General features: G+C 41.5%; 8 protein-coding genes, 1 pseudogene and 1 riboswitch. All 9 genes and pseudogenes read right to left on the bottom strand.

Annotation, left to right across the window (positions count from 1 at the left end; all coding sequences use genetic code 11):
* A partial coding sequence (locus AC1DWN_RS24915) for a type 1 glutamine amidotransferase family protein (protein ID WP_477561587.1) occupies positions 1-310 on the bottom strand: 310 nt, incomplete at its 3' end.
* Between the two features lie 58 nt (positions 311-368).
* Positions 369-448: riboswitch (ZMP/ZTP riboswitch) on the bottom strand.
* Between the two features lie 35 nt (positions 449-483).
* Entirely contained in the window at positions 484-1,254 is a 771-nt protein-coding gene (locus AC1DWN_RS24910; RefSeq protein ID WP_477561586.1) for a helix-turn-helix domain-containing protein, read from the bottom strand.
* A 207-nt stretch (positions 1,255-1,461) separates the two neighbouring features.
* The gene (locus tag AC1DWN_RS24905; RefSeq protein WP_477561585.1) at positions 1,462-1,956 is read right to left on the bottom strand and encodes an NUDIX hydrolase; all 495 of its coding nucleotides are present in this window, start codon (positions 1,954-1,956) and stop codon (positions 1,462-1,464) included.
* 66 nt (positions 1,957-2,022) lie between these two features.
* Positions 2,023-2,217 (bottom strand): hypothetical protein, encoded by a 195-nt coding sequence (locus AC1DWN_RS24900; RefSeq protein WP_477561584.1) that lies wholly within the window; start codon positions 2,215-2,217, stop codon positions 2,023-2,025.
* A pseudogene (locus AC1DWN_RS24895) lies at positions 2,217-2,789 on the bottom strand (metallophosphoesterase family protein). The gene AC1DWN_RS24900 and the pseudogene AC1DWN_RS24895 overlap by 1 nt, the downstream one beginning before the upstream one ends.
* Positions 2,790-3,031: 242 nt before the next feature.
* Positions 3,032-3,787 carry an anti-sigma factor domain-containing protein gene (locus tag AC1DWN_RS24890; RefSeq protein WP_477561583.1) on the bottom strand — a complete coding sequence of 252 codons (756 nt, stop codon included), beginning with the start codon at positions 3,785-3,787 and terminating at the stop codon, positions 3,032-3,034.
* Complete coding sequence (locus AC1DWN_RS24885) at positions 3,788-4,357, bottom strand: RNA polymerase sigma factor (RefSeq protein ID WP_477561582.1); 570 nt, start codon at positions 4,355-4,357, stop codon at positions 3,788-3,790.
* 95 nt (positions 4,358-4,452) lie between these two features.
* Positions 4,453-5,079, bottom strand: a complete 627-nt coding sequence (locus tag AC1DWN_RS24880; protein ID WP_477561581.1) for a plastocyanin/azurin family copper-binding protein — start codon at positions 5,077-5,079, stop codon at positions 4,453-4,455.
* Positions 5,080-5,089: 10 nt separating this feature from the next.
* Positions 5,090-6,334 (bottom strand): plastocyanin/azurin family copper-binding protein (locus AC1DWN_RS24875; RefSeq protein ID WP_477561580.1); only part of this gene is annotated, 1,245 nt, incomplete at its 5' end.

Raw genomic sequence — 6,334 nt, 5'->3', positions numbered from 1 at the left:
TACAAACAGAAACCTTATATTCTACATTACGTGCGGTCTGAATCCATGAGATAAAGTCAGTATCATACCTAAGTTGCCTTGTAGACAACCCTCCAGGAATAAAAATCAAATCATATACGGAAAGGTCTGGGTAAACATGATTGATTTTTATAGTTAATCCTCTGTCATCGGTGATCTGTTCTTTGTTCGAACAAAAATCCCACGACACATTTTCTTTCACTTTTAGAATTCCCATCCATGTTACAGCTTCATAAAACCCAACAAAATCTAACGTAGTCATCTTGTCAAACAGAATGTAAGCCATCTTCATTACTGAGCACCTGACCTTTCATCATGTAAAATAAAAAAAGTATCTGATCTAAGATCAAATACTTTGCCCAGGCGTACGACGGTTTGAATATATGCTCCCTCGTGGTTATCCACGTTTACGCCAGTTGCACATACCAGATATTTACTATATTGTATTCTGGAAAATCATATAAATCAAGGTGAGATTTTATTAAAATCACAAGAAATCGAACTAGGTTTACTTACAACTCTATGAACGATTGATAACAACCGCGTTGCAATATCACCTTTAGTATTAAGCCTGTATCCACCTCGAACTCTATCCACAAAGCCGAGTTCAATGCAATCCATTATTACTTTGTCAAAATTCATGTCCGCGGGTAGTCGTGAGCGATGTATCGAATCCTCTACTGGAGTGAAGTCAGGTTGTAAGTTTTCATTATTAAGCAATAATTCATATAGCACTGTTGTAATATCCGCAGGTAAAATATTCATTGGAAATTCTACTAATTCATTCATTGCTTCAGTGGCTTCATTTAAAAAAAGTGATGTAGCGATGCAAACTAATCTATCTTCTGCCCACAAACCCAATCCAGATGGACCTAGCTGGATTTGAGTTAGTGATGGATTTGATGCTGGTGTCTCCGAGTTGTGAGATGTTGCAGTAATCACCTCGCCCAAGAAATTAATTTGTTGCTCTTGGGTCATCATCCGAATTTCCATTCTAATTTGAGGCAGCATGGCTTGCAAATTGCTAGCCATCCCGAGCAAAAAGTCTGTTGTGCAATCAAAAACGGTTGCCAACTCCGTTATAAGGGAAATGTCGGGTAAGGAGTCCCCTTTTTCCCATTTTGAAACTGCTTGTGCGGAAACATTAAGTAACTGCCCTAATTGTTCTTGTGTCATACTTTTGCTATGACGAAGCTGACTGATTCTTTCACCAAAATGATTAGCATTCACTACCACTGTTTATAACACCTCCATGAATTTATAAATTAATTATAATCGTATCTGAATATCGATTGTATGGAGGTGTACTTTACAACTAAACCACTGGTTGAATTTCTGTATCAGCGGTTGAACAAAATAACGTCTTAACTGTTGAGCAAACCAGCCCGTTAGTCGAGTAATCGGCAGATGTTATGTCGGCCACCGTTTCTTATATTTATTGAGCTATCGTTCCCCGTGGAATCTATCTTCTTTGTTCACTATGTGTTTAACACCTTGTGTAATATCCAGCAATCTTAACTCTCGTACAACAAACTCAGGAATTATACAGTAATTATCAAGTTGATCTAAACTGACCCATTGGTTTACAAATTCTTCTTCGGTACTTATAAATTCTGACTCTTGACAATAAATAGAACTATTTTGAGGAAGAGTGACAAGATAAAATAGTGCTATTTCATGGAGATACAGCGTTGAATATGTAGTAAAGTTCTCCACTAACCATACAAGTTTTTTGTCAGTAACAGAAACAGCGAACTCTTCCCAGAGTTCCCTTTCAATTGTCTCGCCAGCATTTTCAAAAAACTCTGCTCTTCCACCCGGTAAAAACCATCTTTGGTTTTCGATTGCTCTTTGTAATAAAATCTTGTTGTTATGTATTATGAGACTGCCCACCCTGACCTGGAATTTACTTGATTCTTTTTCGAAAGATATCATCATGATATAGCAATCACTCCTCTACTTTTTCCAACCTAAGTATTATCATAGTTCCATTTCACTGATTAACTATATTGAAAGAGAAGTGAATTCTGGGGCATCTTGTGGACTTGGATAATATTTCTTCATAGTAGGGATGCTGTCCTTTAGCGCAACAAGGCTGCCGATCGATCCCGCGGCAGCCTCTTGGTGTAGTTTATTGAACTGATTTTCCTCGTTGACCGTAATAAAATTGTATGTATTAGAGCTAGATTGGGTGCTCACTATCCTCTCCCCCTGTACATAGCTGTCCGCAGTTCATTTATATAAGGTTCCTTCGCGGGCATATTTACGTCAATTGCATGTTTTACAGAAAGTTCAATGTCATAGGGAACTCTCACTATTTTAATGGAGAAAGAGCTTGTTATCGCTTCCCCGTACTCCCCTTCAAGTATCATATATGCTGCCTGAGTGACTTCAAGAGGGTTACCGACACTGCCCACATTAAACAAAGTCTTACCGTCAAAATGCTGTGTAAAAGCATTATGAATATCCCCATAACCGACAACATCAGGTTCTTTATAAATACTCCATTCGGTCATGTCCTAATCGCTGTTGGTGCCATATCTCAACATGATCTTCACTCGGTTTTGAAAGATGATCATCCCAATTTCCTTGAAGAACAATTTCACAATGTTTCCTTACCAGATCTACAACGACTTCGGGATGCGGCCCCTTACCGACCAAGTCTCCCAAACAAAATATTTGCTAATATTTCTTTTCTTGCTATCATTCAGCACAGCTTCAAGTGCTGGTACATTTCCATGAATGACTGAGATTAAAGCTATCCTCTCCAAAAGCAACCCTCCTAGCTTTATAAATAACACTCCTGTTCATTAATAAAGACGCAAATACATAAAGAAAGTTCCACTTTTTTCAGAACTAGAACTAAACTCATATTGCACTCCTCATTTCTGAGGCCGAAACTTAAGAAACTGGAGTCCAAAAAGAATTAAATTCCGTATTTAAATTGTGCACAAATATAAAAAGCTGTCCTTCAAGGTCGATAACCTTTTGAGACAGCTCATTTAGTCGAATCCTATAGTGTTTTTATCGAAACGGGACCGGTATCCATTCCAAAAGCTTTAGTCCCGCGCGGCTGATCTCCCTTCTCATCAGGCTCAAGAGTTATACCGATGCTATCATAGGTTAATTGTTCTGAGTCTATTCCCTTCACGAGTAGCCCAACTCCTTTCTCGTCAACGCGGAACGTGCCTGCGCTCGTTCGAATGCCGTCTCGAAGAAACCACACCTGATAAGCTTCCTCGTTTTTCGTTTCTTRAGCTCCGAACACATAGACTACAAACTGCTTGCTCTTTCCATTATCAACTATGCATACGACGCCATAAGCATGCTCCTTCTCAGTGGATTCCGGCTTTAGCATCGAAATATTTACAATCTCGGATGCTGGAGCAAATAATGCATTTTCAACGGACTCTAATCGCGTATCCTGATTTCTAATGAAAGGATTATCCCATAATGAGCCACTGACAAAAATAAGCGCTGCCGCTGCTACGGCAATTACCGGCTTCCATAGTTTCCTTTCACTCCGTACTTTATGGCGTCTAGGCGCGGCTTTGGCAGCAGACATAATTTGCTCCTTCAAATCCTCTGGAGGTACAATTCGTTCCATATCCAAGGGAAGCTCCTCCCATACGATTTGTAATTCGACCAGCTCTTGCTTGCAAGATTCACAATAAGTCAAATGACGTTCGAATGCTTCCTTTTCCTCTTCGGAGCAAGCATCTGAAAGATAATCGAGTATAAAATCGCAATTGTATGCTTCGTCATTCATTTAAAGATCCCCCCTTGCCGCAAGATGCCTTCGCAATATTTTCAATGATTGATGAAGTCTGTTTTTGACCGTTCCGAGTGGCTGATCATACAGCTGTGCCAGTTCTTTTAAGCTATAACCTTGCCAATAAAAATGCTCGATCAGCGCTTTCTGGGATTCAGATAAATACTTACACGCCTGCTGAATTTGTACCCTTATGGAATGTCTATCCACATGCTCCTCGGGTGACAGGCCCAATTGATCAGGCAATTCATTTATTTGTCCCTCAGTTAGTTGTACAAGGCCGGAAGCGTCTCTTCTTTGTTTTCGAATATGATCCATCGTAATATTGCGAGTTATGGTAAGGAGCCAGCTTGTAAATCGTCCCTTATCAGGATCGTATTCCGATTCTGTAGTCCATAAACGCATAAAAACCGCTTGTGAAATATCTCTAGCGGTTGGCTCATCCCGAACCGCCTTGATAGCGAAGGAATACACCAAAGCGCCATACCGGTCATAAAGAACGGATAGCGCTTTATTTTTACCGTTTCTAATTTGCTGCATGAGTTCTTGATCGGTAAGATTATGCATCAATTTGCGCCTCCACAACAGGCTTTTATTTTTATGTTAACAGAAAAAGGAGCAGCCATAAACAACTGCTCCTAATCTTTTAATAAAAAGATAAATTATTTTTCTTTCACTACGATTGACCCTCTCATACCAGGATGAGGTATACAATAATAGCCGAACTCACCTGCGTCTGAGAAGGTAACCTCCTTGCTTTCATTCTGGGCAAGCAACTCCGTATCGAATTGTTCATTATCATCAGTTGCAGAATGTTTTACCTCATCCTTATTGATAAAGTTAACGATATCGCCCTGCGAAATTTCGAGCTTTTCCGGTGAGAAGGCGAAGTTCGTAATCTCAACCGTATGAACGGTTACCGCATCAGAAGGCTTTTCTTTGTCCTTTATCGGCTCCTCCGTTTTAACCGGAGTTTTCGGTGTAGACTTAGGCTGAGCCGCTGTAGCCTTCGGCTTAACTTCTGTTGCTTTCTCCGTTGCAGTCGGCTTCTGCGTTGCTTCAACCTTTTCCGTCTCCTTCGGCTTTTCCGTTTCAACCGGCTCCTCGACTGGAGAGACTGCATCCGTTGGACTAGGGGATGCAGTCGCAGCAGCTTCAGAGCTTATGGGAGTTGCTGTCATATCCATTGTATTGTGGGCTGCATTCTCGTTAGCTTCCTGAGCTCCGCAGCCCGATAAGAAGAGGAGAAGCAGAATCAGCATCGAACATCCGTAAGTTATTTTTCGCATGTTTTCACGCTCACTTTACGATGATTTGACCCGTCATGAAAGACTTGTGTGGCTCGCAGAAATAATTATAAGTGCCTGGTTTATCAAATGTGACCGTATAGCTTTCACCCTTAGCGAGCAAAGGAACGGTGAAAGAGCCATCCAAAGCAACCGCATTATGCTTCATTTCGTCGTAGTTGGTGAAGATAACCTTTGAGCCTGCTTCCACCGTAAGAGCTTCCTTGCCAAAGGAGTACTCTTTAATGTCAATGTTGTACGTCTTTACAGTCGGTTCGGCTGGAGTTGTCGATGCTGTCGTCCCATTAAATTTGGCCGGATCCACGATATACCAGACATCATTAACGCCCTGTCCGTTCAATTCTCCATGTGCCTTGTCTTTAATAAAATAATAGAGCGGGAACCCTTTGAATGAAGCTTGCTTGCTTCCATCCGAGCGGGTAATCGTTCCGATATCGCTTTCTTTGATCGTAGACGGGACACTAACGCTTGATGATGAATATGCAGGCCAATTGACGAGGCAATTACCCTCGCAAACGCTTTTTCCGGATGTGTCCTTGTCAAAATAGTACAGCGTTCTGCCATAATCATCAGTCAAGTAGTTGCCCGCTTCCTTCGAGGTGCCAAGCATAATCGCGTAATCCGACTTCGCCGTAAACCATACTCCGCCTACTCCCTCACCGGTTACATCGCCAGGATTACTATCTTTTACAAAGTAATAGAGCGGCCAATTTTTGTATGTTAACTGCTTCGCACCGTCTGTGCGAGTAATAACGTCAAAGTCAGCTTTATTCAGCCATGCCGGTATTTGCAGATTGGCATCGTAATAGATCGGCCAGTTTTTCAAGCAATCTCCCTGACAGGAATTAACGTTCTCTGCATCCTTCGTAAAGAAATAAAGCGTGCGCCCGTTTTTATCCGTAAAAAACTTGCCAAGCTTGTCGTTTTGCCCAAATCCAATTCGCTCGCCTTGCGGCAATGCAACCTCGGAAGCAATGACTCCGCTCGCTTGCAGCGTATCAAAGAACGACTTGCCATTCTTCGTATTGGCAGACAACGCCTCAACAAGAGCAGTTGCTAGATGTGTATTCTGTAGCGAAGTATTGCCGACAATCTCTTTCATACCAAGCGAAGCTGCGAATGCTTCTGATTGTTGGTATGTAAAGTCTGTTCCGGATTTATAACCAAGGTTCTCCAATATCACCTTATAAAATTGCTGAGAGCTGATCGCTGCGCTTGGTTCAAAACGATTGTTCCC

It is taken from the genome of Paenibacillus sp. P4_A7, assembly GCF_056402455.1.
The sequence above is the reverse complement of the archived record's forward strand: the minus strand, read 5'-3'. Positions and strand labels throughout refer to the sequence as shown.